Annotated in this window: 26 protein-coding genes; 13 read left to right on the top strand and 13 right to left on the bottom strand. The window is 67.2% G+C overall.

The window, feature by feature from the left end:
* The first annotated feature begins 53 nt into the window (after positions 1-53).
* The 5 genes from LZD57_RS13380 to LZD57_RS13360 all read left to right on the top strand — a co-directional run bounded on the left by LZD57_RS13380 (position 54) and on the right by LZD57_RS13360 (position 2,155).
* Positions 54-329 (top strand): hypothetical protein, encoded by a 276-nt coding sequence (locus LZD57_RS13380; protein WP_233719981.1) that lies wholly within the window; start codon positions 54-56, stop codon positions 327-329.
* A 123-nt stretch (positions 330-452) separates the two neighbouring features.
* Positions 453-728, top strand: a complete 276-nt coding sequence (locus LZD57_RS13375) for a ribbon-helix-helix domain-containing protein (RefSeq protein WP_233719980.1) — start codon at positions 453-455, stop codon at positions 726-728.
* Positions 709-1,002, top strand: a complete 294-nt coding sequence (locus LZD57_RS13370) for a type II toxin-antitoxin system RelE/ParE family toxin (RefSeq protein ID WP_233719979.1) — start codon at positions 709-711, stop codon at positions 1,000-1,002. The genes LZD57_RS13375 and LZD57_RS13370 overlap by 20 nt, the downstream gene beginning before the upstream one ends.
* Positions 1,003-1,238: 236 nt before the next feature.
* Positions 1,239-1,454: a DUF1674 domain-containing protein gene (locus LZD57_RS13365; RefSeq protein WP_233720021.1), complete on the top strand. Its 216-nt coding sequence runs from the start codon at positions 1,239-1,241 to the stop codon at positions 1,452-1,454.
* Between the two features lie 185 nt (positions 1,455-1,639).
* Positions 1,640-2,155, top strand: coding sequence for a thermonuclease family protein (locus tag LZD57_RS13360; RefSeq protein ID WP_233719978.1), 516 nt, complete (start codon positions 1,640-1,642; stop codon positions 2,153-2,155).
* 11 nt (positions 2,156-2,166) lie between these two features.
* On the opposite strand, the gene LZD57_RS13355 is transcribed toward LZD57_RS13360, so the two are convergent.
* Positions 2,167-2,736, bottom strand: a complete 570-nt coding sequence (locus tag LZD57_RS13355; RefSeq protein ID WP_233719977.1) for a carboxymuconolactone decarboxylase family protein — start codon at positions 2,734-2,736, stop codon at positions 2,167-2,169.
* Positions 2,737-2,948: 212 nt separating this feature from the next.
* Between LZD57_RS13355 and LZD57_RS13350 the strand changes: the two genes are divergently transcribed.
* Positions 2,949-4,223: an SAM-dependent methyltransferase gene (locus LZD57_RS13350; protein ID WP_233719976.1), complete on the top strand. Its 1,275-nt coding sequence runs from the start codon at positions 2,949-2,951 to the stop codon at positions 4,221-4,223.
* A 100-nt stretch (positions 4,224-4,323) separates the two neighbouring features.
* Here LZD57_RS13350 and LZD57_RS24165 read toward each other — a convergent pair whose 3' ends face one another.
* Entirely contained in the window at positions 4,324-5,040 is a 717-nt protein-coding gene (locus tag LZD57_RS24165) for a LuxR C-terminal-related transcriptional regulator (RefSeq protein ID WP_233719975.1), read from the bottom strand.
* A gap of 586 nt (positions 5,041-5,626) precedes the next feature.
* Here LZD57_RS24165 and hslU point away from each other — a divergent pair.
* Entirely contained in the window at positions 5,627-6,940 is a 1,314-nt protein-coding gene (gene hslU, locus LZD57_RS13340) for an ATP-dependent protease ATPase subunit HslU (protein WP_233719974.1), read from the top strand.
* Positions 6,941-7,237: 297 nt separating this feature from the next.
* On the opposite strand, the gene LZD57_RS13335 is transcribed toward hslU, so the two are convergent.
* Positions 7,238-8,104 carry an ABC transporter ATP-binding protein gene (locus tag LZD57_RS13335; RefSeq protein ID WP_420844806.1) on the bottom strand — a complete coding sequence of 289 codons (867 nt, stop codon included), beginning with the start codon at positions 8,102-8,104 and terminating at the stop codon, positions 7,238-7,240.
* Here LZD57_RS13335 and LZD57_RS13330 point away from each other — a divergent pair.
* Positions 8,095-8,547 (top strand): cupin domain-containing protein, encoded by a 453-nt coding sequence (locus LZD57_RS13330; RefSeq protein WP_233719972.1) that lies wholly within the window; start codon positions 8,095-8,097, stop codon positions 8,545-8,547. The two genes, LZD57_RS13335 and LZD57_RS13330, sit on opposite strands and share 10 nt — an antisense overlap.
* Before the next feature lie 518 nt (positions 8,548-9,065).
* Here the strand turns inward: LZD57_RS13330 and LZD57_RS13325 are convergent.
* The gene (locus LZD57_RS13325) at positions 9,066-9,584 is read right to left on the bottom strand and encodes an ankyrin repeat domain-containing protein (protein ID WP_233719971.1); all 519 of its coding nucleotides are present in this window, start codon (positions 9,582-9,584) and stop codon (positions 9,066-9,068) included.
* 172 nt (positions 9,585-9,756) lie between these two features.
* On the opposite strand from LZD57_RS13325, the gene ygfZ reads away from it, so the two are divergent.
* The 3 genes from ygfZ to LZD57_RS13310 are packed head-to-tail and all read left to right on the top strand — an operon-like array spanning position 9,757 to position 11,879.
* On the top strand, positions 9,757-10,620 hold the full coding sequence (ygfZ, locus tag LZD57_RS13320) for a CAF17-like 4Fe-4S cluster assembly/insertion protein YgfZ (RefSeq protein ID WP_233719970.1): 864 nt from the start codon (positions 9,757-9,759) through the stop codon (positions 10,618-10,620).
* On the top strand, positions 10,617-11,303 hold the full coding sequence (locus LZD57_RS13315; protein WP_233719969.1) for an HD domain-containing protein: 687 nt from the start codon (positions 10,617-10,619) through the stop codon (positions 11,301-11,303). The genes ygfZ and LZD57_RS13315 overlap by 4 nt, the downstream gene beginning before the upstream one ends.
* Positions 11,304-11,363: 60 nt before the next feature.
* Positions 11,364-11,879, top strand: a complete 516-nt coding sequence (locus LZD57_RS13310) for a tyrosine phosphatase family protein (protein WP_233719968.1) — start codon at positions 11,364-11,366, stop codon at positions 11,877-11,879.
* 26 nt (positions 11,880-11,905) lie between these two features.
* On the opposite strand, the gene LZD57_RS13305 is transcribed toward LZD57_RS13310, so the two are convergent.
* The 6 genes from LZD57_RS13305 to LZD57_RS13280 all read right to left on the bottom strand — a co-directional run bounded on the left by LZD57_RS13305 (position 11,906) and on the right by LZD57_RS13280 (position 20,681).
* Positions 11,906-12,969, bottom strand: a protein-coding gene (locus LZD57_RS13305) for an IS630 family transposase (RefSeq protein WP_233719967.1) whose coding sequence is annotated in 2 segments (ribosomal slippage) — positions 11,906-12,477 and positions 12,477-12,969 — 1,065 coding nt in all. Because the reading frame shifts where the segments join, the coding sequence is not laid out codon by codon here.
* Between the two features lie 86 nt (positions 12,970-13,055).
* Positions 13,056-14,285, bottom strand: a complete 1,230-nt coding sequence (locus tag LZD57_RS13300) for an adenylate/guanylate cyclase domain-containing protein (RefSeq protein WP_233719966.1) — start codon at positions 14,283-14,285, stop codon at positions 13,056-13,058.
* Between the two features lie 151 nt (positions 14,286-14,436).
* Positions 14,437-15,264 (bottom strand): MBL fold metallo-hydrolase, encoded by an 828-nt coding sequence (locus LZD57_RS13295; RefSeq protein WP_233719965.1) that lies wholly within the window; start codon positions 15,262-15,264, stop codon positions 14,437-14,439.
* Positions 15,261-15,731 carry a cyclic nucleotide-binding domain-containing protein gene (locus tag LZD57_RS13290; RefSeq protein ID WP_233719964.1) on the bottom strand — a complete coding sequence of 157 codons (471 nt, stop codon included), beginning with the start codon at positions 15,729-15,731 and terminating at the stop codon, positions 15,261-15,263. The genes LZD57_RS13295 and LZD57_RS13290 overlap by 4 nt, the downstream gene beginning before the upstream one ends.
* Before the next feature lie 223 nt (positions 15,732-15,954).
* The gene (locus tag LZD57_RS13285; protein WP_233719963.1) at positions 15,955-18,669 is read right to left on the bottom strand and encodes an ABC transporter ATP-binding protein; all 2,715 of its coding nucleotides are present in this window, start codon (positions 18,667-18,669) and stop codon (positions 15,955-15,957) included.
* The gene (locus LZD57_RS13280; protein ID WP_338034703.1) at positions 18,666-20,681 is read right to left on the bottom strand and encodes a dipeptide ABC transporter ATP-binding protein; all 2,016 of its coding nucleotides are present in this window, start codon (positions 20,679-20,681) and stop codon (positions 18,666-18,668) included. Before LZD57_RS13280 ends, LZD57_RS13285 begins: the two co-directional genes overlap by 4 nt.
* Positions 20,682-20,867: 186 nt before the next feature.
* On the opposite strand from LZD57_RS13280, the gene LZD57_RS13275 reads away from it, so the two are divergent.
* Together LZD57_RS13275 and LZD57_RS13270 are read left to right on the top strand one after the other, a co-directional pair.
* On the top strand, positions 20,868-21,161 hold the full coding sequence (locus LZD57_RS13275) for a BrnT family toxin (protein ID WP_338034705.1): 294 nt from the start codon (positions 20,868-20,870) through the stop codon (positions 21,159-21,161).
* The gene (locus LZD57_RS13270; RefSeq protein ID WP_233719962.1) at positions 21,112-21,375 is read left to right on the top strand and encodes a BrnA antitoxin family protein; all 264 of its coding nucleotides are present in this window, start codon (positions 21,112-21,114) and stop codon (positions 21,373-21,375) included. Before LZD57_RS13275 ends, LZD57_RS13270 begins: the two co-directional genes overlap by 50 nt.
* A gap of 42 nt (positions 21,376-21,417) precedes the next feature.
* On the opposite strand, the gene LZD57_RS13265 is transcribed toward LZD57_RS13270, so the two are convergent.
* Genes LZD57_RS13265 through LZD57_RS13255 form a run of 3 tightly spaced genes read right to left on the bottom strand, consistent with a single transcriptional unit; the run spans position 21,418 to position 24,991 of the window.
* On the bottom strand, positions 21,418-22,557 hold the full coding sequence (locus LZD57_RS13265; protein WP_233719961.1) for a glycosyltransferase family protein: 1,140 nt from the start codon (positions 22,555-22,557) through the stop codon (positions 21,418-21,420).
* Positions 22,557-23,732: a glycosyltransferase family 4 protein gene (locus tag LZD57_RS13260; RefSeq protein ID WP_233719960.1), complete on the bottom strand. Its 1,176-nt coding sequence runs from the start codon at positions 23,730-23,732 to the stop codon at positions 22,557-22,559. Before LZD57_RS13260 ends, LZD57_RS13265 begins: the two co-directional genes overlap by 1 nt.
* Positions 23,729-24,991, bottom strand: a complete 1,263-nt coding sequence (locus LZD57_RS13255; protein ID WP_233719959.1) for a glycosyltransferase family protein — start codon at positions 24,989-24,991, stop codon at positions 23,729-23,731. The genes LZD57_RS13260 and LZD57_RS13255 overlap by 4 nt, the downstream gene beginning before the upstream one ends.
* Positions 24,992-25,336: the final 345 nt, after the last annotated feature.

Raw genomic sequence — 25,336 nt, 5'->3', positions numbered from 1 at the left:
TTCCGGGCGCTGCGGGATTGCTGTTCGAATAGCTTCATCGAGGAGAACCGACAATGGCACAGTATCGACGCCTGGAAGGCGAGCGCGAGGAAGGCCAGATCGTCGTCCGCCTGGTCGAGGAGGGCGACATGGTCAAGGCGATGATCGTCGGGCACCGGGACACCGGCGACGTCACCGAGCCGACGATCTTTCCGAGCGAGGAAATGGACCCGGAAGAGGCGTTCCGCACGGTCGAGAACCAGCGCGAGATGCTCGGCGACACAGAAGTCCTCGTCGAGATGGAGGTCGGCGTCGAATGGGATCCGCGCTGGGGCGAACTCGCGGAGTGACGGCCCAGGCGGACCACGGGCCGGACGCCAAGGAGCGGATTCTTCTCCGGGCACTTCCGGGCTCGTCGGAAGCGCCTCGAGATTCGGCTGGCGGAAACTGGAGCGGGAACCTATGATTTCGTCATGACCATCACACTGACAGCCGATCAGGAAGCTTTGGTACGCCGTGCATTGGAGCGCGGTGTCGGCAGTTCGGAAGAAGCCGTGATCGACGCAGCTTTGCGAAGCCTCGGCGAGAACCCGGAACCGGATATTCTGGAACGGACGGGAATGGAGGCCGCCGCTCTCAACCGGGAACTCGAACGAGGATTGAGCGGACCGGGCGAGCCATGGGAAGGTGCCGACGCGTTCGAGGCGAAATTGCGGGCGAAGTATCCGCATGGCCGTTCGAACCAGTAGGGCAGCCCGAGCCGACCTCGAGCAGATCTGGCTTCAAGGCGCCACTACCTATGGTGTAAGTCACGCGCAAAGAGTTTTGCGCCGCTTCGACGAACTCTTCTCCCTGCTCGACGATTTCCCCGGGATCGGCCTGACTTATCCGGAATTTCCACCCGACATTCGCTATTTCCCGGTCAGAAATTATCCCTTTTTGATTTTCTTCACGCGAATTCGCGGTGGGATACGGATCGTACGGATTTTGCCGGACCGTGCGAACATCCCCAAGCGGTTCTGACGGCGCCGCAGGCGCTGGATCAGCGGTTAAGGGTGTATTCTGGGGCGCTCGTTCCGCTTTCGCGGCGCCTCGCCAGCCATCCCGGGTCTCCGCCAGGCTGGTGCCCACTTTCGCTCGCGTGAGGGCGCGACTATCTGCGCAGACGACCGGCTGGTGCGGAAGGGACGAATTCGATGAGCGACGACGGCAATGTGAATGACGGCAAGGCCGTGCGTGAGGACGCGATCCTCGATCGGATGCGCCTTTCCTCAGAACAGCCGGGGAGCCACGGCCGCCGCGAACTCACGCCGGCGGCAAGACGGGCGCTCGCCGAGGCAGAGGAACGGCGCCGCAGGCGCGCGGCCGAAACGGTCGATCCCGAAGACAGGCCGAAGGAGGTGAACGGCCGCAACGGCCCGGAGCCGATCCGCTACGGCGACTGGGAGAAGAACGGCATCATCTCCGACTTCTGAAATGGGGTGAGCCAAATTCCCGCGATGATTGTAGGTTGAACATCCTATAACTTCACCGAGTCGCGGACTTCGTGGAATCCGCGTCTTGATCTGTCCGCTCTCGCCTCCGTGAATCGACCTTGCCTTGCCGAATCGCCTTCTGCCGCGTACATAGGAAATTGTTCTCAGACGGAGCACCGTTTCCAATGCGCGCAATCGCGTGCCTTGCCCTCATAGGATGTGCCACCGCCGCCAGCCCCGGGCTGGCGGGCGAGGCTGTCTATCCGCGCGAGATCGCCGGGCCCGTCGCCGCCAACGTCGTCAAGGTGCGCGACGGCGACACGGTCGAGGTCGAGGCCTTCGTCTGGCCGATGCAGAGCGTTTACGTCGCCGTCAGGCTGCGCGGCATCGACGCGCCGGAAAAGCGCGGCAAATGCGCGGCCGAAAAGGCCGCCGCGGCCCGCGCGACGGCGCGACTGCAGGAACTCGTCGGCTCGGGCGAAGTCCGGCTCAGCGACATTTCCGGCGACAAGTATTTCGGCCGCGTCCTCGCCAGGCTCTCCGCCAAGGGCAACGACGACCTCGCCCGGACGCTCCTCAAGGAAGGACTCGTCGCGCCCTACAAGGGCGGCAAGCGCCGGAACTGGTGCGCCGACGGCGAGCTGCGCAGCGGCGCCCTGCGAGGCGAGGATCCCTCCGCCGTGGCGCTCGCCGGCCGCTGAGCCGCGCCGGCTCATTCCTTCTCGGGAACCGGCACGTTGAAGCCGTTCAGCGTCACCGACACGAGGCTGTAGAGGCCGACGAGATAGATCAGCTCGTTGGCGCCATGCTGGCCGAAGGTCTTCACCGCCAGATCGTAGGTCGGACGCGGCAGGATGCCGCCGCCGTTGAGCAGCGCGAAGGCGACGTCGTAGGCGACCTCCTCGGCGCCTTCGAGCCCCGTCGGCTTGACGCCGGCTACGAGCGTCGACAGCCGCTCCTCGGTCATCCCTTCCTTCTCGGCGACGGCGACATGGGCATAGATCTCGTAGGCGGCGTTGAAATGCGCGCCGGTGACGAGAATGGCGATCTGCCGGGCGTTGTCGGGCAGGGTCGCCTCCATCGACATCGCCTTGGTCAGCTCCCAGATGGCGCCGCCGATCTTCGGCTCGTGCAGCCACGGGTTCCACGGCCCCATCAGCGCGCCATCCTCGCGCACGGCCTCGAAAGCGTTGAAATTGCTGGAGATGCCGGCCTTCATGTCGTCGTAGAGCGGCTTCTGTTCGGCGGTGAGATCGGCAGGCGCGATCAGGGGCAGGCGCATGGCGGCATCCTTTCGTTTTCGGGTGCCGCGACTTCGCGGCGATTGTGCAATGCAACATAGAGGCCGCGCCGTTCCCTCCAGGACCATTGCCGAAATTTCATCGGGGCAGCGCTCGGGGCCGGCAGGAGGAGCGCCCCGCAATTGCGCCGTCGCCGCGGGCGGGCTAAGCCACCGCGCAACCGCGCATTTTCATGGAAAGTCGGAGTGATCGGATGGCCAACGCCGAGGAAAAGCTGGCGGATCTCGTGCGCCACGTGGTCGCCGCGCTCGAACCGAAGATCGCCATCCGGCTGTGGAACGGGGAATGGCTCGGCCCGACGACGGACGGCCCGGTGCTCGCCCTCAACGATCCGGCCGCCATCGCCCGGCTCGCCGTCAGCCCGAACATCGCCACCGCCGTCGGCCTGTGGATGTCGAAGGCGATCGACGTCGAGCATGGGACGATCTTCGATCTCGCGAGCGCCCGGCCCGACATCCGCACCAAGGCGGCGCTGAAGCGGATCGACAAGCTGAAGATCGCAGCCAGCCTGCCGGCGCTCTACGGCCTGTCGCGCCGGACGAAGACCAAGGGCCCCGCTTCCGGCGAGGATGCCTCGGCCAGCGGCTCCTCCAAGGCGGCGATCCAGTTCCACTACGACGTCTCGAACGACTTCTACCGGCTCTTCCTCGACAGCCGCATGCTCTATTCCTGCGGCTATTTCGACGGCTGGCACGACGATGTCGACAAGGCGCAGTTCGACAAGCTGGACATGATCTGCCGCAAGCTGCGCCTCGAGCCGGGCGAGCGCTTCCTCGACATCGGTTGCGGCTGGGGCGCGCTTCTGATCCATGCAGCGGAGAACTACGGCGTCTCCGGCCACGGCGTGACGCTCAGCCAGGCGCAGTTCGATCTGGCGAAGGAGCGTATCGCCGCCAAGGGCCTGTCGGACAAGGTGACCGTCGAGCTCAAGCCCTTCGAGGAGCTGACCGGCCAGTTCGACAAGGTGGCTTCGATCGGCATGTTCGAGCATGTCGGCTGGGACAGGCACGACGCCTATTTTTCCGCCGTCCGCAAGCTGCTGCGGCCGAACGGTCTCTATCTCCACCACGCCATCACCCGGCCGGCCAAGGAGACGGACGCCAAGTTTCGCAAGGGCACCAAGGAATATGCGGCGATCATCCGCTACATCTTTCCCGGCGCCGAGCTCGACCATGTCGGCCATACGGCGCAGTTCCTGGAAAAGCACCGATTCGAGGTCCACGACGTCGAGAACTGGCGGGAGCATTATGCCCGCACCTGCCGGCTCTGGCACGACCGTCTGCTGGCGCGCATGGACGAGGCTTCGGCGATCGCCGGCGAGGACAAGGCCCGGCTCTGGCTGCTCTATCTCGCCGGCGTCTCCCTCGGCTTTCAACGCGGCGGCCTGTTGATCTACCAGACGCTCGCCTCGAAGCGCTCCAAGGGCCCGAGCGGCCTGCCGCCGACGCGGCGCGATCTCTACGATTGAGCCGCGCGGGTTCGCCGGGTCACCGGCGTGGCGACGCCGGCCCTTCGATGGCGAAGGGCCGGCGGCACGTGACGCGAACGTCAGCCGCGTCCCGACGGGCTCACGACAGATAGCCGAGCTGGGCGGCCATGGCGACGGCGTGGGTGCGGTTGGCGGCGTTCATCTTGCGCTGGGCGGCGGTCAGATATTGCGACACGGTGTATTCCGACAGGGACAGGATGATGCCGATCTCGCTCGACGTCTTGCCGAGCATCGCGAGCTTCAGGCAGTCGCGCTCGCGCACCGACAGCGGATTGTTCCGCTGGTTCTCCTCGAAGCGCACCGCCGCCAGCATCGAGAAATAGACGAAGGCGAAACGGTGCAGCTCGCGGACGCTCTGCGCCGACAGGTCGGGATCGCGTCCGGCGAGCGACAGCGCGCCGCTGAAGGAGGTCATGGCGTGGACCGGCAGGAGGACGCCGGCCAGATAGCCCTCGCCGAGCAGGAAGCGCGCGGCCGGGCTCGGATCCGGCTCGTCGGCGCCATAGAGCGTCTCGATGTCCCAGACGAAAGGCATCGGATCGGTTCGCAGGGTGCCGAGAACGATTTTGAACTTGTTGAGACCGTTCGCGTCGTAGCCCTTGGCGAAGGCCGGCGACCAATTGGCGTGGACGATCCGGGTGACGAGGCCCTCGTCGTCGGTCGAAGGCAGGGAGAACGAGGCGGCATGGGTGAAGCCGTGCCGCCGCGCCACCTCGTCGAGGGCCTGTGCGAGATGCTCTTCCTGCCATGGCTCGTCGATCCGGGCGATCACGTCCTCGGCTCCGGCCACGCTCACGTCTCCCCCTCGCCTGCCTCGCGAGGATGGTCATTCGAACACCGATCGGAGAACGTCATCGTCGATCATACCCCTCGCGGCCGGCCCGCCGGTTTCGGGAAGGTCACTCGCCATTCCCGATCGCCGCGCCGGCTGGGGACGATGCCGCTTCGCCCCCTTCATCGAATGTCGCCGACTGCCGGAGACCTGGCCTGGAGTCCGACGAATCGCCGCCTCAGTTTGACTGCATTTCCGCCGGGATTTGAAGGCCCCGCAACGTCGGCTTCGCCATCATGCCGACGCAGAGGCTGGCACGGCGCGATCTGCGATCCCATCTAGACGGGCGTACACGAAGGACGGGATCGCCACGACCCCGCCTGCGCGAAAAACCGCGGCGCAACGGGAATGCGGCGGTGGCGCGTAGACACCTCACGAACGCGCCGGGCGTGGGAGGGATGGGCCGGCCGTCGCGATCCCGACTCCTGGTGTGACAGACTGACGCTCCCCTTCGCCGGCATCCAGAACGGCGCAACGGCCGACCGCGCGAGCGGCGAAGGGATTGGACCCTCGGGCGGGATTTCCCCCGCCGCAGATAGAAGTGACACTGATGACCGACTTCTCGCCCCGCGAAATCGTCTCCGAGCTCGATCGCCACATCATCGGCCAGAACGACGCCAAGCGCGCCGTCGCCGTGGCGTTGCGCAATCGCTGGCGCCGGCAGCAGCTGGAGGGGAGCCTCCGCGAGGAAGTGATGCCCAAGAACATCCTGATGATCGGGCCGACCGGCGTCGGCAAGACCGAGATCTCGCGCCGCCTCGCCAGGCTCGCCGGCGCCCCCTTCATCAAGGTCGAGGCGACGAAATTCACCGAGGTCGGCTATGTCGGCCGCGACGTCGAGCAGATCATCCGCGATCTCGTCGAGATCGGCATCGGTCTCGTCCGCGAGAAGAAGCGCGAAGAGGTGAAGGCGAAGGCGCATCAGGGCGCCGAGGACCGGGTGCTCGACGCGCTCGTCGGCAAGACCGCCTCGCCCGCGACCCGCGACACCTTCCGCAAGCGGCTGCGGGCCGGGGAACTCGACGACAAGGAGATCGACATCGAGGTCGCCGACACCGGCAATCCGCTCGGCGGCATGGAGATCCCCGGCATGCCGGGCGCCAACATCGGCGTCCTCAACCTTTCCGACATGCTCGGCAAGATGGGCGGCCGGCGCACCAAGCAGCGCCGCACCAGCGTCCGCGACAGCTACGACCTTCTCATCGACGAGGAATCCGACAAGCTTCTCGACGAGGAGCAGCTGGCGCGTGAGGCGGTCTCCGCCGTCGAGAACAACGGCATCGTCTTCCTCGACGAGATCGACAAGGTCGCCAACAACCACAGCCAGGGCGGCGGCGGTGCCGGCGTCAGCCGCGAGGGCGTCCAGCGCGATCTGCTGCCGCTGGTCGAGGGGACGACGGTCGCGACCAAGCACGGGCCGGTGAAGACCGATCACATCCTGTTCATCGCGTCGGGCGCCTTCCACGTCTCCAAGCCCTCGGATCTTCTGCCCGAGCTGCAGGGCCGCCTGCCGATCCGCGTCGAGCTTCGCGCGCTGACCCGCGACGACTTCCGCCGCATCCTGACGGAAACCGAGGCCTCGCTGATCAAGCAGTACGTCGCGCTGATGAAGACCGAAAACGTCGACCTCGAAATCACCGACGACGCCATCGACGCCATCGCCGATACCGCCGTCTCGCTCAACGGCTCGGTCGAGAACATCGGCGCACGGCGCCTGCAGACGGTGATGGAGCGCGTCCTCGACGACATCTCCTTCGAGGCGCCGGACAAGACCGGCGAGCGCTACACGGTCGACGCCGCCTACGTCCACAAGGCGCTCGACAGCATCGCCGGAAACGTCGACCTGTCGCGGTATATTCTGTAAGGGGGTGAGGGGCGTCGAGGACGCTCAGGCGTTTGAACGATCAGCCTTTCGGTGGGCCTTTCCCCCGCGCGGCGTCATCCTCGGGCTTGTCCCGAGGATCTACTGTGGGTCGATCATCGAACCGTTCGGTAGCGGAAGGGCGTTCTGCCAGGATTTGGGAGTGGCAGTGGCGGCAGATCCTCGGAACAAGCCCGAGGATGACGCAGCATACCGGGTCCGCGGCATGAATCCGTTCGGACCATGACGACATCGGACGTCTCCGCCGCGACCGCAATCGGGCAGCGGTCAATCACCCCCTCAATCATACCCGTGCCCCGCCCGCAGTCCTTCGCGCACCCGGTGCGCGATTGCCAGGAACTCCGGCGTATCCCGGATGTCGAGCGGCCGGTCGGCGCCGAGGTCGCAGTCGATGATTTCGTGGATGCGGCCGGGCCGCGGGCTCATCACCACGATGCGGGTCGACAGGAACACCGCCTCGGGGATCGAGTGGGTGACGAAGACGATGGTCTTGTCCGTCTTCGCCCAGAGCTTCAAAAGCTCCTCGTTGAGATGGTCGCGGACGATCTCGTCGAGCGCGCCGAAGGGCTCGTCCATCAGGAGAAGATCGGGATCGAAGGACAGCGCCCGCGCGATCGAGGCCCGCTGTTGCATGCCGCCCGAAAGCTGCCAGGGATATTTTCTGCCGAAGCCCGCCAGCCCGACGAGATCCAGCCCCTCGTCGATCCGCCGTCGCTGCTCGGCCCGCTCGATCCCCATGATTTCGAGGGGGAGCGCGATGTTCTTCTCGATGGTGCGCCAGGGATAGAGCGCGGCGGCCTGGAATACGTAGCCGTATGCACGCTGGCGGCGCGCCTCGTCCGGGCTCAGGCCGTTGACCGAGATCGAGCCGCCGGTCGGCCGTTCGAGATCGGCGATCACCCTGAGAAGCGTGGACTTGCCGCAGCCGGACGGCCCGATCAGCGAGACGAATTCGCCGCGGAAGATGTCGAGGTCGATGTCTTTCAGCGCGTGGACCGGCGCATCGGCCGTGGCGAAGACGAGGTCGAGCCCCTTCGCCGCGATCACCGGCGCCCCTCCTCTTGCGGCCGGATTCGCGCTATCCTTCGCCGTCTGGGTGGGTGCGCCCTGCCCGGACGACGATGGGAGACCTTCCGATGGATGCATCCTCGATTCCTTCCGACGCTGAATGCCGGCTCATAAGGCCCGCTTCGACCTATGACGGCAAGCAGGGTTTCAGCTATGTCGCCGGCATCGCCAAGGAAACCGTCGGCTCGACCGGCATCTGCATGCACCTTCTGACGATTCCGCCCGGCGGCCGGGCGAAGGCGCATCTGCACGAGAACCACGAAACGGCGATCTACGTCGTCAGCGGCGTTTCCGGCACCTGGTACGGCGACCGGCTGCAACATCACGCGACGGTCGCGGCGGGCGATCTCTTCTACATCCCCGCCGGCGTCCCGCACCTTCCCTACAATTCCGGCCCGGAGCCCTGCGTCGCCGTGATCGCCCGCACCGATCCGAACGAACAGGAAAGCGTGGTGCTGCGGCCCGATCTCGAGGCGCTGGTTCCGGCAACGCCCCCGCCGACGGTCGAGGCCGCAGAGTAGCGCGCCGCATCGCCTTCGGCCGGTCGGGCGCGTCTCGCGCCCTCGCCTGATCCTTCCGAGGTCAGGGAAGTCGCCGGGCGCCATTGGCCATGGACTCCTCCCGACCGGACATCCCGTGGAGAGACGACGGGACGACTTTGGCGCACCGACCGATCACCCTCTGTCGAAGGGCTGCGGCGACACCCCACCCGCATCGGCGATGACGTCCCGGCGAATCCATCGCAACGGCGTCATCCTCGGCCTCGTGCCGAGGATCTACCGTCACCTCCGCACCAGAAGCCTCGCAGGCACACCTTTCGTCAACGGACGGTCCGATGATCACCCCGCAGTAGATCCTCGGCACGAGGCCGAGGATGACGCCGCATCGAGGGCCGGGCCCGCAATTTTGTCGGCGGCCACGCGGAGTTTCGGGCAAAGCTCGATGCGCGGGGCCCCTCGCAGATGCGCGGCCTCTTCGATGACGCGCGGCCCCTGGGATAGGCGCCGGCGAACGTCGGCTCGTCGCGCGGCCTGCCTCCTCAAGCCTCGTTCAGCGCCGCCAACCGCTCCGCCGCCTTCTTCGCCCCCATCGTCTCGGCGGCACCCCGGGGCGTGCCTCCGTCGGCTGCCGTCGCCCCGAGATCGGCCCCTCGCCCGACGAGAAGGTCGATCATCTCCACCCGATCGAACATCGCCGCGATCATCAGCGCCGTTCGCCCGTCCTCGCCGGCCCCGTCGACGGCCGCCCCATGATCGAGCAGCAGACGGGCGATTTCCATCTCGCCCTTGAAGGCGGCCCCGGCGAGCGGCGCCTGGCCGCGATCGTTGCGCCGCTCCGGATCGGCGCCGCGCTCCAGAAGCAGCCGCGTCGCCTCCAGATGCCCGTGATAGCTCGCCAGCATCAACAGGCTGTCGCCCTTCTCGTTGGTGAGATTCACCGGCATCCCCGCATCGAGAAACGCCCCCAGCCCCTCGACGTCGCCGCCCCGCGCCGAATTGAACACGCGGGTCGCCAGATCCTGGAAGGCGGCGTATTCCTCCGGGGTGAGGTCATTCATGCGGGATGCTCCATCGATGGTCTTCGGCCCGCAGGCGAAGGCAGATGCGGCTGCGATTCGCCGTCCGTCGCCTTGTCGGGCGGCTGGCCGGGGTTTACCTATTGCGGAACCTAAAGACGCTCGGCCCACGGACCAGCCCCCGCCCCTCGAAGATCAAGACGAGCTGGACGACATGCCCTTCACCCCCCTCCCCGACCGCGCCGTCCTGATGCTGACCGGCCCCGACGCCGAGGACTTTCTGCAAGGCCTCGTCACCGCCGACGTCGGCGCCGCCACCGCCGGGGCGGCGAGCCCGGCGGCGCTGCTGACGCCGCAGGGCAAGGTGATGTTCGAGTTCCTGATCAGCCGGATCGACGGCGGGCTGCGGCTCGACGGGCCGGCGGAGATCCGGGCCGATCTGAAGAAGCGGCTGACGCTCTATCGGCTGCGGCGCAAGGTCGACATCGCCGAGAGTGACGAGACGGTCTTCGCGCTCTGGGACGAGGATGCGGACGGAAAGGGCCTCGGCGACCGCCGATTTCCGGACACCGGCGTCTTCCGCATCTACGGCCTGGCGCCCGAAGGCGTCGCCGAGGCGCCGGCGGAAGAGTACCGGGCGCTGCGGATGCGGAACGGCGTCGCCGAGCTCGGCTCGGACTACGGTCCCTCCGAGATGTTTCCCCACGACGTCCTGATGGATTTTTCCGGCGGCCTCTCCTTCAAGAAGGGGTGTTTCATCGGCCAGGAAGTGGTGTCGCGCATGCAGCATCGGGGCACGGCGCGGCGCCGGCTGATGCTGGTCGTCGGCGAGGCGCCCCTGACCGCCGACGCCGAGATCCTGGCGGGCGAAAGAAGCGTCGGCGAGATCCTCTCGATCGAAGACGCCGCCGGCCTTGCGCTGGTGCGGATCGACAAGCTGGCGAGCGCTGCCGCCAGAGGCGAGGCGCTGACCGTGGATGGCATGCCGGTGGCGCTGGAAATCCCGGCCTTCGCCGGCTACGCGATCCCCGAAGCCCGCGGCGGCGGGGATGACGGAACGGCCGGCGACGCGGCATGAGCCGCCGCCACGCCCCGCCGAAAGCCAGCGAGGGACGAAGCGCACCCCGCGTCTGGCAGCGCATGTTGTCCGGCCGCAGGCTCGATCTTCTCGATCCCTCGCCCCTCGACGTCGAGATTTCCGACATCGCCCATGGCCTCGCCCGCGTCGCCCGGTGGAACGGCCAGACCAGGGGCGACTACGCCTTTTCCGTCGCCCAGCACTCGCTGATCGTCGAAAGGATCGTCGCCGAGAGAGAGGTCGATCCGCGCTGGCGCATGGCGGCGCTCCTGCATGACGGGCCGGAATATGTCGTCGGCGACATGATTTCGCCCTTCAAGGCGGTGATGGGCGGCGACTACAAGACGGTCGAGAAGCGGCTGCAGGCGGCGATCCACCTGCGCTTCGGCCTGCCGGGCGAGCTGCCGGCGCCGGTGGAGAAGGCGATCAAGGCGGCCGACCGGGTCTCGGCCTATTACGAGGCGACGCTGCTCGCCGGTTTCGGCGAGAAGGAGGCGGCGAAGTTCTTCGGCGCGCCGGGACGGGAGGTCGTCTCGCCGGAAGACTTCGCGCCGCAGCCGGCAACGCGGATGGAGGCCGCCTTCCTGGAGCGCTTCGCCGTGCTGGACAAGGAACTGACCGCAGGGCGACCACGGACCGGCGGCGCGACGAACGCCCCGCCGGCGGCAGCAAGCGCGCGATGAGCCCGTCCACCTTCGTGCGATGCATTGGCAATCTCGTCGGGGAGGCCCTATAGCAGCGCCATGAGCTATCTCGTCGTCTCCTCCCTCGCCGACATGCCGAAGACGGTCGAAGAGCACGGCGCCCTCGATCTCGTCACGCTGATCAATGCCGAAACCGTCGTCGACCGCCCGGTGGCGGTCGCGGCGCCGCGCCATCTCTTTCTCGGCTTCAACGACATCGCCGAGGAGATGGCGGGTTTCGTCGCGCCCTCCCGGGATCATCTCGACCAGCTGATCGCATTCGGTTCGCGCTGGAGCCGGGACAGGCCGCTGGCGATCCACTGCTTCGCCGGCATCAGCCGATCGACGGCGGCCGCCTACATCCTGGCGATCGCCATCAATCCCGATCTCGACGAAGCGGCTCTTGCGAACGAATTGCGCCGTCGCTCGCCCTCGGCGACGCCCAATCCCCGGCTGGTCGCGCTCGCCGACGAAAAGCTCGGGCGAGGCGGCCGGATGGTCGCGGCGATCACGGCGATCGGCCGCGGCGAAAACGCCTTCGCCGGCACGCCCTTCGTCCTGCCGCTGACGCTCTGAGGGAGGGCCCCCTTATACCAACAGCCCTAACCCTTGATCTGTGTCCATGACCTTCGGGTTATTGATGCGACGGTTGCCGGGTCTCGTGCGAAGAATGTCCATGCATCGCAGCAGACGTCGACGATGTGGGCATAGTCGTCGAAGACGGTGATCGCGAGCTTGTTCTGGCGCAGATACTGCCAGACGTTCTCGACCGGGTTGAGTTCGGGGGCGTATGGCGGCAGTTCGACGATGGTGATGTTGCCGGGAACGTCCAGCTCGTCCGACTTGTGATAGCCTGCACCGTCCCAGACGAGGACGGCATGGGCGTCTTCGGCGACCTGTCGGCCGATCTCGTCGAGATGCAATTGCAGCATCTCGGCGTTGGCCCGGGGAAGGACGAGCGCCGCGCTCGTTGCCCGGGTGGGGCATACAGCCCCGAAGATATACGCCCATTTGTAGCGTCGGTCGCGCGGGCCGCGTGGTCTCGTGCCTCGCCGTGCCCAGACGCGGGTCAGCGTGCCCTGCTGGCCGACCCGGGCTTCATCCTGGAACCAGATCTCGATCGGCTTGTCCCTTGCCGCTTCCGGCAAGGCGGCCGTCACGGTTTCGCAGAAGCTTTTTTAAAAGCCTCCTGTGCTGCGGGGTCGGACTTGGGATGCTGGGCGCGAACGGAAAGGCGCTTGAAGCCGAGATACGCCAACTGCTTGCCGACAGCCCGTTCCGTCAGGACGACACCGAAGCGCTCTTCGATCACCCGCTGCAGATCGCTCTGGCGCCAGCGCACGACCCCGTCCTTTTGGGGATCGGGTCCCGCCTCCACGATCGCTGCCAGTTCGGCGAGGTTCTCCGGGTTCAGCCGCCGTTTCGGGCCGGCATAGCTGCGGTTCACCAGGCCGGCCAATCCATCTGCGTTGTAACGGTGAACCCAGTCGCGAAGCGTCTGGCGATCCATGCCGCAGGTTTCGGCCGCCGTCTTGCGGTCGACCCCATCCAGCACCATCGCCAGAGCCAGCATCCGCCGCGCCGCCTTCACGTTCGGCGCCTTCGCCGAAGCCGCCCGAAGCTCGGATGAACTCATCTCCAAACGCGTGATCTCGATCCCTGCCATCGGGGCCTCCCTGTCGCAAATCACAGAGAGTCAGACTTTCAGCGCCGTGGGAATCCACCCAGAGTCAGAATTCGGGGCGGTTGGTATTACTCGGCCGCCGCCTTCAGCGGCACTGCCGCCAAGTTCAGCGGCATGAAGAGTTCCATCGGCTCGTCGACGCCCTCGAGGGCATGGGAGCCGACCGAGCGCCAACGCCCGGGCACGAGATCGGCGACGCGCTTGCTGGCGAGAACGTTGGCATCCATCGTCTTGGTCAGCTTCTCGATGCGCTCGACCTCCGTCACGGTCGGACCGATGACGGTGAAGGCGAGGCGCTCGGGTACGCCGATATTGCCGAACACCACCTTGCCGATGTTGAGGCCGATGCCGAAGTTGATCGCGGCGAGGCCCGCGGCACGGCGCGTGGCGTTGACGCCGTCGCGCATGTCGAAGGATTGCGATAGGGCGTCGAGCACCTTGCGGAGCACGGCCTCGCCCTCGGCCCGCGTCTCCATCGGAAAGACGATCAGGACGGCATCGCCGATGAAGGCCAGAACCTCGCCGCCGGCAAGGATGGCCGGCCGGGCGGCGCATTCGAAATAGTCGTTGAGGAGCGCCAGATAGTCGTCGCTGGAAAGCGTCGCCGTCAGATGGGTGGAGTCGCGCAGGTCGGAATACCAGACCAGCGCCTTGGTCGTCGCGCCGTCGCCGAGGCGGATGTTGCCCTCGAGCACGCTGCGGCCGGCCTGCCGGCCGAGATAGGCCTCGACGATGTTGGTGGTGATCTGCTGCTGGATGATCGACTTGCAGACCAGCGCCAGGCTGCGCTGGATTTCCTGCAGGACGGAGAGATCCTCCTCGGTGAACCCGCCGTCGCGGTCGCAGGCCCAGATCACGATGATGCCGGTTCCCCGCAATTCCGTCCCCTTGCCGGGCTGCTTGAATGCCGTGCGAAGCGCCAGATAGTCCGTGAAGCCGTGTGCGGCGAGTTCCTCCAGCAGCCGGAAGTCGGTGAGCCTGCCGGGCCCGGCCAGCCGCCGGCGCAGGATCTTCAGGTCGTTCTCCAGCATGTGCTTGAGCGGGCTCGCCTGCCAGGCTTCGGTGTTGGAGTCCTGATGGTGGAAATGATCGAGCGTCGCCACCCTGTCGTGGCGGTCCCAGGAGATCATCTCGGCGCGAAACAGGGGATGCAGCGTCGGCCAGTTCAGCCGTGCCCGCGAGATCGGCACGCCGATGCCGAGCAGCTTGATGCACAGGCGATAGAAGATGTCTTCGAGCTTCGGCTCGCCGAGCGCCTCGGAGAGCAGCCATTCGTTGACCTGATCGGCAAGCCCCATGACGCCAGCCCTTTCGTTGCAGAAATGCCCGAAGCGAACCGCCGGGTTCCTCTCGGGGTGGCGGTCCGATCCAACATCAACTGAAGAGCCATGGCGGTCTTTTCAAGACGAGGCGCCGATTGCGGCCCTGCCGTCCGCCCGGGCCCTGCGGTCAGACCGACAGCGTCAGGCCGGTGCTGGCGACGTATGCGCCGGGAAACACGGCCCGCATCTCGGCCTCCAGCCTCTCCAGCCAGCCGTCGGTCCGCGAGACGTCGTGATGGAAGGCGACGAACCGTTCCACGCCGGCGGCCCGGCAGAGGCGGACGCCCTGCTGCCAGGTCGAATGGCCGAAACCGACGTAGCGGGCGAAGTCCTCGTCCGTATAGGTCGAATCGTAGATCATCACCTCGGCGCCGGCGATGAACTCGACCAGCGCCGGATCGATCGTTCCGACCTCGTGCTCGGTGTCGGTGATGTAGCAGAGCGAGCGGCCATCGAAATCCACCCGGTAGCCCACCGCCCCGTTCGGATGGTTCAACCGGAAGGTCTTCACGCAGATGCCGTCGCCGAGATCGATCTCGTCCGGCGGTCGGAAGTCGCGATAGCCGATCTTCGCCGCAAACTGTTTCGGCGTCACCGGAAAATAGGGCGGGCACATGAACCGGGCGACCATGTTCCGGCAGGTGGTTCCGTCGAGGAGATGGCCGGCGAAGATCCGCGCCGAGACGTGGTCCTTGTAGAGCGGGATCAGGAAGGGCAGGCCCATGACGTGGTCGAAATGGCAGTGGGTCAGAAGGACGTCGAAATCGTCGACCCGCTTCTCCTCGTAGAGCTTGCGGCCGGCGGCGACGATGCCGGTGCCGGCGTCGAGAAAGATCACCCTTTCGCCGCAGCGCAACTCGACGCAGCTCGTGTCGCTGCCATAGCGGGTATTGACGGCGGCCGGTGCCGGGATCGAGCCGCGCGCGCCCCAGACCGTCAGTTCGAAACGGCTCATCTGGCTCCGCCCTTGCCGGCGGCGAGGTCGCGGGCGCGAACCAGCTCGGCATTGGTGTGGCTCAGCCGTTCCGCCAGCCCGCGCATCACTTCGGCCGCCACTTCCGGGAACTGCCGCACCAGCTGCAGGAAGGCGTCCTTGCGAACCCTGAGCGCCGAGACGGGCGTCTTGGCGGTCACCGTCGCGGTGCGCGGCACGTCGCAGAGGATCGAGATCTCGCCGACGACGTCGCCGGTCTTCAGTCTGGCCACGACGAAGTCGCCGGTCTCGGCCGCGATCGAGACGTCCGCCTCGCCGTCCATCAGGACGAAGGCGGCATCCCCCTGTTCGCCCTGCCGGCAGAGCACCTGGCCCTCGCGATACATCACCGTCTCGGCGGTGTAGGCGATCAGCTTCAGCCGACTGGGCTCGATGCCGGCGAACAGCGGCACGGCCCTCAGGAGGTCGATCTCGGATTTCAGAAGCATCGTCTTCGATCCTTGCGTAACGACGACGGCAGTGCGGACAATCCGTTCGCGATTTCAGTTTGCATGCCGGCAGTGATCACAACTCGTGAGCCACGCGTTCCGAACGTCCCGAAACGCGACGACGAGGCTGCGACATTTGCGCACCCCGAACTTGGCACGGCGGCGGATGCCGCATCAATAGCACGGCCCCGGAGCTTTGGCTGGCGTCGCAGCCGGGCGGCGGTCACGACACCTCCATCGGCGTCGCGGCCCGGCTTTCCGGATCCTGCATGCGACCCTCCCGGAAGCTGATCCGCCGATCGAAGAGATCGGCATGTTCCGAATGGGAGAGGACCCAGACGATCGTCTGGCGCTCGACGCCGAGGTCCTGGCGCGATTTCAGCACGGCGGCGGTGATGCGCCGCTGGCTCTCGCCGTCGAGAGCCGAAAGCGGCCGGTTGAGGACGAGGAGATCGGGCCGCTTCAACAGGGCCCGGGCGAGCGTCAGCTTCTGCTGCTGGCTGGCGGCGAGCCGCTTGGCGCCAGAGCCGATGTCGAAGGAGAGGCCGAGATCGAAAACCACCTCGTAGAGGCCGGTCTCGCGCAGCGTCTCGGCGAGCACCGTGTTGATCCGCCCCTGCGCCTCGGCATAGCGGGTGACGATGCGGCCGAACAGGATGTTGTCCTGCAGGCTCGCGGCGCGGTTCACGCCGGCCGGATCGTGAAGGAACACCGCCCCGGCGAGATCGGGACCGAGACCGTCGGCAAAGTGATCGCGCGCCGCGACGATCGCCTGCTTCAGGCCGGCGTCGAGCAGCCCCAGGCGGTGCCGCGGCTCGACATAGCCGAAGGCGAGGCGCTGGAAGGCGCGGCGGTCCCTGTCCTTGTACTTGTCCTCGCGCTTGCCCTCGCCGTCGATCCGGCGCAGCGCGGCCCGGTAGCGCTCGACGTCTTCGGGGGACATCAGGTCGATGTCGTCGAGCAGCGGATTGTCGGCGGAAAGGTCACCGAAGATCTCGACCAAAGTCTCGGCGATCTGCCGCCCCATGACGAACAGCTTGTCGTCGAGGCCGCTCGCCACGAGCGCCGCCTTGACCGAGGGCCGGTCGGCAAGCGGCTGGTCGGCATCGGCATCCGGATCGGCGGTGCCGAAGACGAGATTTTCGAAGACGGAGGCGTAGTCGGAATAGCGGCTCCTGTCGAAGCTCTCGAAATAGTCCTCGTCGCCGCCCTCGATCAGCCGCTGGCGGAATCGCGCCCGGGCGCTGAGGATCTGGTCGGATACGCCGTCGGCGAGGACCTCCGGCAGTTTGCCGCGCAGGCCGAAGCGGGCGATTTCCGATCGCAACTCGACGATCGCCAGAACTTCGGCGAGCCGGGTGGGAAGGGTTTCCGGTCCGGTGACGCCGGCCGCCTCGTAGTCGATCCAGTCGTCGCGGATGTCGAGGTCGAGATTGCCGGAGAGCCGCGCTTCCTCCAGCCGTGAGGCTTCGGCACGGCCGCTGCGCTCCTCGCGGCGCATCGGCACGTGCTTGAGCCCGTAGGTCAGGGCGTCGCGGACGCTCATCTGCGGCAGGAAAAGCCCCGAGGCCGAATAGCCGAGGCGCCGGCCGGGAATGAAGTCCGGCATCGAATCGAGCGTCGTGCCGGCAAAGGCGACGCGCCCTCCGGCCGGCTGGACGAGCCGCACGAGCGCTTCGGCAAGATATTCCCCGCCACCGCCCGGCGGGCCGACGAGGGCGACGGTTTCCCCGGGCGAGAGCCTCAGCGTCGTCGGGTAAAGGAGCTCGTTGCCGGCGTCGTCGCTGACCTTCAGGCCCGACACCAGCACCTCGCCCTCGAGCCGCGGGGGCGCGTCGAAGCTGACCTTCTGGGTGTCCGCCGCGACGAGATCCGACATGACGAACTGCTCGCGGATCTGGGCGTATTTCGACTGCACGTCGACCCGGTACTGATCCCAGGCGATCAGTTCCTTCAAGGGGGCCGGCAAGTCCTTGTAGGCGGCGATGACGGCGACCAGCTGGCCGATGTCGAGCTTGCCGGTGATGACCAGATAGCCGCCGCCGAGATAGAAGATGAACGGCGTCATCTGGGCGAGCAGGTTGTTGAGAAAGTTCACGAAGAACTTCCACTGGTAGAAGTCGTAGCGGATCTTCAGGATCCGGCCGAGCCGCTCGCCGAGTTCGGCCCGCTCGTAGTTCGACGTATCGTTGGTGCGGATCGAGGCGATGCCTTCCACCACCTCGCCGATGCGTCCGGACAGGATGCGGGCGGTCAGCTGCCGGGAGCGGGCGAGGACCACCAGCCGCCGCCGCATGCGCGGGATCATCACGATCTGGACGAGCACGATGGTCGCGGCGACGAGGCCGAGCCAGAAATTCTGCAGGACGATGAAGAACAGCGCCGTCAGCGCCTGGCTCATCAACAGCGCCGGATCGGCGAAGGCGCTGCCGCCGAATCCGCCGACCGGCTCGGTCTCGTCCTTGATCATCGAGGCGATCTCGGAACCGCGCACCTGCTTGAAGCGGCCGGAGGGAAAGCGCAGCACCCGATCGACCAGCTGATAGCGCAGCCGCCGGAGCAGCCGCTCGCCGAGCTTGCCCTTGTAGGTCGAGATGTAGAACTTGAAGAGGCCGTTGACGATGACGAAGAACAGGAAGGCGAAGGAGAGCGCCATCAGCACCCCCAGCCTGTCGAGTTCGAGCCCGTCGAAGACGTCGATTTCCCCGCCGCCGAGAAAACCCGGCAAGGGGATCGAGAAGTCGAACAGCGTCTGGGTCTCGCCGGCCGCCCACTCGCCCTGGATCGGACCGTTGACGATGCGCTTGGGCAGGTCGAGCGTCAGATAGTAGAGCGGCAGGGAGACGGCGAGGACCCCGAACAGCCAGAGCTGCTGGCTGCGGGTAAAGCGCCAGACGTAGCGAAAGACGCTTTCGTCGAGTTCGTCGGCGGGCTTCATGCGGGCGTCTCCAGGGCCGCCACGGCGGCGGCGACCGCCTCTGCGACACCGCCGCGATCGCCTCGCTGGTTCAAGAACCGAAGGTCGGCGGCCCGCACGAAATGGCCCGGCCTCGCCTCGAGGAGCGGCGGCAGCGGCTGGTCGGCGGCGACGGTGAACGGCGCCGGCCAGTCCCGGCGCCCGATCAGCCCGGCTTCCGGCAGGTGCGAGAAGTCGAGCGGCCTGTCGAGATCGGCATGGGGAACCGCGTCGATCAGAAGCTTGGTGTAGGGGTGCAAGGGCCGGCGGAAGAGGTCCGCCCGCGGCGCCAGTTCGACGATCGCCCCGTCGCACATGACCACGATACGATCGGCGATGTGGTTCACCACCGCCAGATTGTGGGTGATGAACACGTAGGTGAGGCCCGACAGACGTTGCAGATCCTTCAGCAGATTGAGGATCTGCGCCTGGACCGAAACGTCGAGGGCGGCCACGGGCTCGTCGCAGATGAGGATTTCCGGCTCCAGCGCCAGCGCCCGCGCGATGCCGATGCGCTGGCGCTGCCCGCCGGAAAAGCTGTGCGGATAGCGGCCGGCGAAGCTCGGATCGAGCCCGACGGCGGCGAGCAGCCGCGCCACCCGCTCGCGCCGCTCGGCCGGCTTGCAGAGATCGTGGATCTCCAACGGTTCCGACAGGATCGCCCCGACGGTCATCCGCGGGTCGAGCGAGGAGAAGGGATCCTGGAAGATGTACTGCATCCGCTTGCGGACCTTGAACATCGTCTCGCGGTCGGCGGAGACGAGATCGACCGGCCCGTCCGTTCCGCCCTCCCCCTCGCCATGCAGCACGATCGAGCCGTCGTCGACGGGCACGGCCCGCATCAGGGCTCTCGCCAGCGTCGTCTTGCCGGAGCCGGATTCTCCGACGAGGCCGAGGCACTCGCCGCGCCGGACCGTCAGCGAGACGTCGGCGAGCGCCCGGATCACCCGCGCCGGCGCCCGTCCGACGAGGCGGCGGTCGCCGCGCAGCGAAAAGCTCTTCTGAAGCCCCCGCGCCTCGACCAGCGGCTCGCCCTTCGGACCGCTCGCCTTCGGCTTGACCAGGGCGTCGGCGTCGATCCTGATCTCGCGGATCGGCGTCAGCCGGCGGCGATCGGCGTCGGAAAAGTCCGGCACCGCCTTCATCAGCGAGACGAGATAGGGATGGCTGGGATTGGTGAAGATGGTCCGGGCGGGACCCGATTCGACCACCCGGCCGTGATGCATGACCACGACCTCCTCGGCCAGATTGGCGACGACGCCGAGATCGTGGGTGATCAAGAGCACCGCCATGTCGAGCTCGCCCTGAAGGTCCTTCAGGAGCTTGAGGATCTGCGCCTGCAGCGTCACGTCGAGCGCGGTCGTCGGCTCGTCGGCGATCAAGAGCGGCGGCCGGCACATCAGCGCCATGGCGATCATCGCGCGCTGGCGCAGCCCGCCCGACAGTTCGAACGGATACATCCGGACCGCCCGCTCGGGCTCCGGAAAGCGGACGAGCCGCAGGGTTTCGATCGTCAGCTCGCGGATTTCCGCCTTCGACGCCTTGCGGTGGATGGCCGCCATCTCGCCGATCTGGTCGCCGAGCGTGTGGAGCGGCGAAAACGCCGTCATCGGCTCCTGGAAGACCATGGCGATGGAGCGGCCGCGGATCGAGCGGAATTTCGGCGACGCGCGGGGGATCGCCGCAAGGTCCACCTCGCCGAGTTCTTGGTCGCGAAACAGGATCGTCCCGGCGGTGATCACGCCGTTCTTCGGCAGGATGCCGAGGATCGCCTGGGACGTCACCGACTTGCCGGACCCCGATTCGCCGACCAGCGCGACGGTGCGGCCCGGCGCGATCGCCATCGACAGGCCGGTCACCGCCTTGGTGACGCCTGCCATGGAGCGGAACTCGATCGACAGATCCTCGATCGACAAGAGCGCGCCGACCGAGCGGTCGACGTCCGGCGTGATCGAACGCGATGCCGAAGACGAAAGCACCGCAGCGTCACTCATCGACACGTTCCCCCATTGACGACGCATTGCGGCGAGATTTCCCACCCGCCCACCCAAGCTTCCATCGCATTATCACGGCGGCGGCGAAAGGTTGCTACGGGTGTCGAGCGAATTCGTGTGCAAATATCGCAGGCGCTTGCGGATACATGTGTACACGATATATGTACATGAAATGGAGGAGCGACTATATCTCTGCGCTTCGAGTGGGACGATGCGAAAGCCAGCGGCAATTTCGAAAAACACGGCGTTGCGTTCGTCGACGCCGCCCAGATCTTCGCGGGACCGATCCTGCGGGTCCGGGACGAGAGAAACGCCTATGGCGAGGAGCGCTTTCGCGCCGTCGGCTCGGTCCGCGGGCTCGTTCTCGTCGTGATCTTCACGAGGCGAGTCGAGGCGATCCGGATCATCTCCGCTTGGAAGGCAGGACGCAATGACCGACGACGCTACGACCAGATACTCGCTGACCGAATTGATCGGTAGAGACGGCGGAACGCGAGACGATGCACCGGAAGGCCCCGAACTTGGCCCCGATTTTTGGGAAAAGGCCGAGCTGGTGATGCCGCGCAAGAAGAAATCCGTGCATCTTCGAGTCGACCAGGACGTCTTCGATTTCTTCAAGAGTCAGGGAGATGGGCATCTCACCCGCATGAGTGCCGTCCTGCGATCCTATGTCGAAGCCCATCGACAGAGGTGATGCCGCGGCAGCCGAACGAGGGGGCCGCAACGGCGTTCTTCGTCACCCCCCGATCAGCCGGGCGATCGCCGCGGCGGTGGCGTCGGCGCCTTCGAGGTCGATCGACGGCGCCGGTCGGTCCCTCCGCGAATCGGCCGCGACGATCGCTGCGGCGAGGCGTTCCGGCGTGAGATCAGCGGCGTCCACAACGCCGAGGAGCCCGATCTTTTCCATCCGTTTCGACCGGAAGGCCTGTTCGGTCTCCTCGCCGTCGTCATAAGGCACCACCACCGCCGGGATCTTCGCCCGCATCAGGTTCATCACCGTGTTGTAGCCGGCCTGGGAGATCGACAGGGAGGCCCCGTCGAGAAGTGCCTGGAAGGACGGCGTGAAGCGCTCGACGACGGTGCGCTCGTCCGCCATCGCCTGCAGCGCGGCGTAGTCGGCTTCGTTCGCCCGCGGTCCGGCGAGGAAATGCCAGACCTTGTCCCGGATCGCCGGCGGACACAGCGCCCGCGCCTCGATCGCCGTTCCGAGCAGCCGGCCCGCCGCCGCGCCGCCGCCGGCCGAGATCACCACCCGGCCGTTCGGCTCGATCGGCCCGCGCTCGGCGGCCTCGGTGACGTAGCCGGTATAGGCGACGAGATCGGCGATCTCTTCGGCATGGGGATAGGTCTCGCCGAAGGTGAAGAGCTTCGGATCGGAATGGACGAGCACCGCCGCGAGATGGCGGCGCGCCAGCTCGGCGGCGAACTGCGCCCGCTCCGGATGCTTGGTCGCGACCAGAATGTCGCGCACCGAGGTGACGCATTTCACCCGCGGCGCGTCTCGAAAGGCCCGCTCCATCAGCGGCACCAGCTCGAACCGGAAGCGCCAGCGGCCGAAGGGAAACATCTCCATCAAAACGACGTCGGGCCGGACGGTCTCGTAGACGTCGATCAGCGCCTCGGTGCGCCTCGCCTTCCATTCCGCGTCGATCGGCTTGCCGGTCTCGTCATAGAGGGTCTTGAAGTCCGCTCCCTCGATCGAAACCGGCGGCAACTGGACGACCTCGGCCTCCTTGAACGGCATCTCCGGCACCGGATGGCCGCCGAGGGCCACCGTCACCTCGATCCCCCGCGCGGCCATCGCCCGGGTGATCAGCTCGCCGCGGCGCAGGTGGCCGACGCCGAGAAGATGCTGCACGTGAAACAGAACCCGCATCAGACGGCCCTCTTCATGGTGGATGGCGTGGAAGCGGCTCGCCCGAAGCGGCGAAGCGTTTCGGCGAGCACTGCGTCGAGCCGCGCGGCGGCGGCGGCGACGTCGTGCCGCGCCATCGCCCGGCGGCGCGCGGCATCGCCATATCGCGCGCGTCTTGCCGGATCGCGCAGCGAACGGACCGCCCCGGCAAAGGCGGCCGGGTCGCCATGCGGCACGAGCAGCCCGGTTTCGCCATGGGCGACGACGCCGGCGACGCCGGGGCTCGTTCCCGCGACGACCGGCAGGCCCGCCGCTCCGGCCTCGATCAGCGCCATGCCGAAGGCCTCCTTCACCGCCGGCCAGACATAGAGGTCGGCGGCCGAAAGCAGCGCCGGCATGTCGGCGGCGAGAACCGGGCCGAGGAAGGCCGCTTGGACGCCCTTTTCGGCAAAGGCCGCGCGCACCTGCGGCTCGGCCGGGCCGGTCCCGGCGATGAGAAGCTCGAAGCCGTCGGGCTCGACGAGGGCCAGCGCTTCGGCCAGCAGCCGGTAGGAGGCGAGTTTCTGGTCGGCCCGCATCATCGCCGCCGTCACCAGCCACGGCCGTTCGGGATCGAGCCCGAACCTGGCGGCAAGCGCGGCGCGGCTTGCGGCGCGCCCCGCGCCGGCCGCCGCGAAGGGGCCGGCGTCGATGAACGGGGCGAGCGTCTCCATCGGCACGCCGGGGTCGAGATGCGGCGCGACGCCCGCCGCGTCGTTCGGGTTCAGCGTCAGGACGAGATCGGCGCGGGCGAGCGCCGTCAGGCTGGCGCGATAGCCGGCATCGAAGGGGCCGCCGCGCTGCTTGTTCGCGACCGAAGCCTCGGCGACGACGTAGGGGATGCCGAGGGTGGTCGCAACGGCCGGCCCGACGTGGTCCGGCGCCTTGTGGTAGAGGTGATAGGTGAACCAGAGATCGGGCCGCAGCGACGGGTCGGCGAGGCGCCGGCCGAGGCGCCGTGCGAGCCGTGCGCCGACGGCGGCGAGCCTTTCCTGCCGTTCCCGATCGCCGCGGTCGTAGCTCCTGAAGCGCGAGGCGAGCGTCACCGCGTGGCCGGGCAGCCGCAGCGCCGCCATCAGATTGCGGGCGAGCAGCCGGTCGCCGGACGGAACCGGGTCGTCCGGCGCCTTCATCGGCGCGTAGAAGGCGATCCTCATGTCCGGGCGAAGCGCTGGACCTGGTACCGCGCCTCGGACGAAGCATCGCTGATACCGGTGGACTGCCCGGGCGCCGGCCGGCCTTCGGCGACGATCGCGTCGACCAGCCGGCGGATCGTCTCGACGCCGCCGAGAAGCTTCGGAATCGCCGCGGCCTGGGGCCGGCTCTGGGTGGGCAGACCACGGATCGCGTCCGCCATGATCGCGGCGTCGTCGACCTCGTCGTCGAGCAGCATCCGGGCAAGGCCCAGCTCCTCGGCCCGCGAGGCCCGGATGAACTGTTCGAGACGCGGATGCCGGCGCGGCACGATGACGGCCGGCTTGTCGAAGGACAGGATCTCGCAGAAGGTATTGTAGCCGCCCATGGCGACGAGCCCCTCGGCCCGCTCGATCAACGGTTCGATCGAGGCGGCGAAGGTGATGAGGTCGACGCTGTCGAGCCGTCTTCCCCGCTTCTGGAAATCCGCCGCGTAGCCCGATTCCATGAAGGGCCCGAGCACGATCTTCGCCCGCACCCCGATCGTGTCGCAGCTTTCATAGGCCCGCAGCACCCAGTCGACGAGCCTCGCGCCGTCGCCGCCGCCACCGGTGGTCACCAGCACGTAGGGCCGCTCGCCGATGCGGATCCGCTCCGGCAGCGCGCCGGAAGGCTCGTCCGCACGGGGCAGATAGCCGGTGAACACCGCCCGCTGGCGGACCCGATCCGAGACGCCGATCCCCTCGAGCGGATCGCAGATCTCCGGCAGGCCGTAGATCCAGACGTCGTCGTAGAGATCCTCCACCGCGGCGAAGGCCCCCTTGCGATGCCATTCCTCGGCCAGCCGGGACGGCTCGTCCATGATGTCGCGCAGGCCCAGCACCAGCCGGCAGCCGGTAGTCTTGAGAAAGGCCAGGCTTTCCCCGACCTCGCCGCGCATGCCGAGCGGCTCCTTGTCGACGAGGAAGATGTCGGGGTCGAAGATTTCCGCGGTCTTCTTGATGATCGCCGAGCGGATCTCGGTCAGGTCCTCGATCGAAAGACCGGGATTGGAGGGCGCATAGCTGTCGGTGCCGAGCTTGACGACGCCCGGAACCCGGATGAAGTCCACCTGCGGGGGGAAGCTGAAGGAGCCGACGACGGGAGAGCCGGCAACGATCAGGATCGAGGTGTCCGGCCGATGGTCGACCAGCGCCTGTGCGATCACCCGCGAGCGTCTCAGATGGCCGAGCCCGAACGTGTCGTGGCTGTAGATCAGGATGCGGGGAGACCGAGACTGCATGGCGACTCCTGACGCAGCCCTCATTCAAGTCCATCGCCGGCGCGGCGAGCTTCACTCCCCACGCGCACCGGCTCGAAGCGCTCGCCTTCAGGGGCCGCATCGGGATCTTCCCGGTGCCTTCCGGGCGAGCCCGCTCCAGTCGTCTTACTATTGCGTCACCCTCCGGCGATCAAGCGAGGCGTGTACGATAGCGGCGAGTTTGCCGGATGAGGGCCGGAATGGCGGGTGCAAGGCGGCGCGAGTGTTTCCGAAGCGTCACACACAGTTGACCTTGCCGCGCCGTTGCACGGCCGCGCAATCGGGCGAAAACACTCGACGCTCGCAGGTCGAGTCACCGGCGTCAGG

Origin of the sequence: Jiella avicenniae, from assembly GCF_021390325.1 — a bacterium.
Taxonomy (GTDB): Bacteria; Pseudomonadota; Alphaproteobacteria; order Rhizobiales; family Rhizobiaceae; genus Jiella; species Jiella avicenniae.
The sequence above is the reverse complement of the archived record's forward strand: the minus strand, read 5'-3'. Positions and strand labels throughout refer to the sequence as shown.